We start from the raw sequence: 503 nt of genomic DNA, 5'->3' as shown, positions 1-503 counted from the left end.
GAAAAAAAAGAGAAGAAGAAAAAGAGAAAAAAAAAAAAAAAGGAAAAAAAAAAAGAGAGAAGAAAAAGAAAAAAAAAAAAAAAAAAAAAAAGAAAAAAAGAGGAAAGAAAGAAAAAAGAAAAGAAAAAAAAAGGAGAAAGAAGAAAAAAAAAAAAGAAAGGAAGAATAAAGGGAAAAGAAAGAGGAGGAAGAAAAAAAGGAGAAGAAAGGAAAAAGAGAAAAAAAAGAAAAAAAAAAAAAAAAGAAAAAAAAAAAAAAAAAAAAAAAGAAAAGAGAAGAAAGAAAAGAAAAAAAGAAAAGAAAAAAAAAAAAAAAAAAGAAAAAAAAAAAAAAGGAAAAGAAAAAAAAGAAAAAAAAGAAAAAAAAAAAAAAAAAAAGGAAAAAGAAGGAGAGAAAAAGAAGAAAGAGAAAAAAAAAAAAGAAGGAGATAATAAGGAAAAAGGAAAAAGAAATAAATGAAAGAAGGAAAAAAGGTGTAGAAAAAAGAAAAAAAAAAAAGAGAA

1 protein-coding gene is annotated in these 503 nt (G+C 19.1%); it reads left to right on the top strand.

The features are described from left to right. Positions 1-459, top strand: a 459-nt coding sequence (locus DNK84_RS15285; protein WP_208123359.1) for a hypothetical protein, incomplete at its 5' end; no start/stop codon positions are given. Positions 460-503 lie beyond the last annotated feature (44 nt).

Source organism: Facilibium subflavum (assembly GCF_003574485.1).
GTDB lineage: Bacteria > Pseudomonadota > Gammaproteobacteria > Francisellales > Francisellaceae > Facilibium > Facilibium subflavum.
This window is presented reverse-complemented; position numbering and strand designations above follow the sequence as displayed.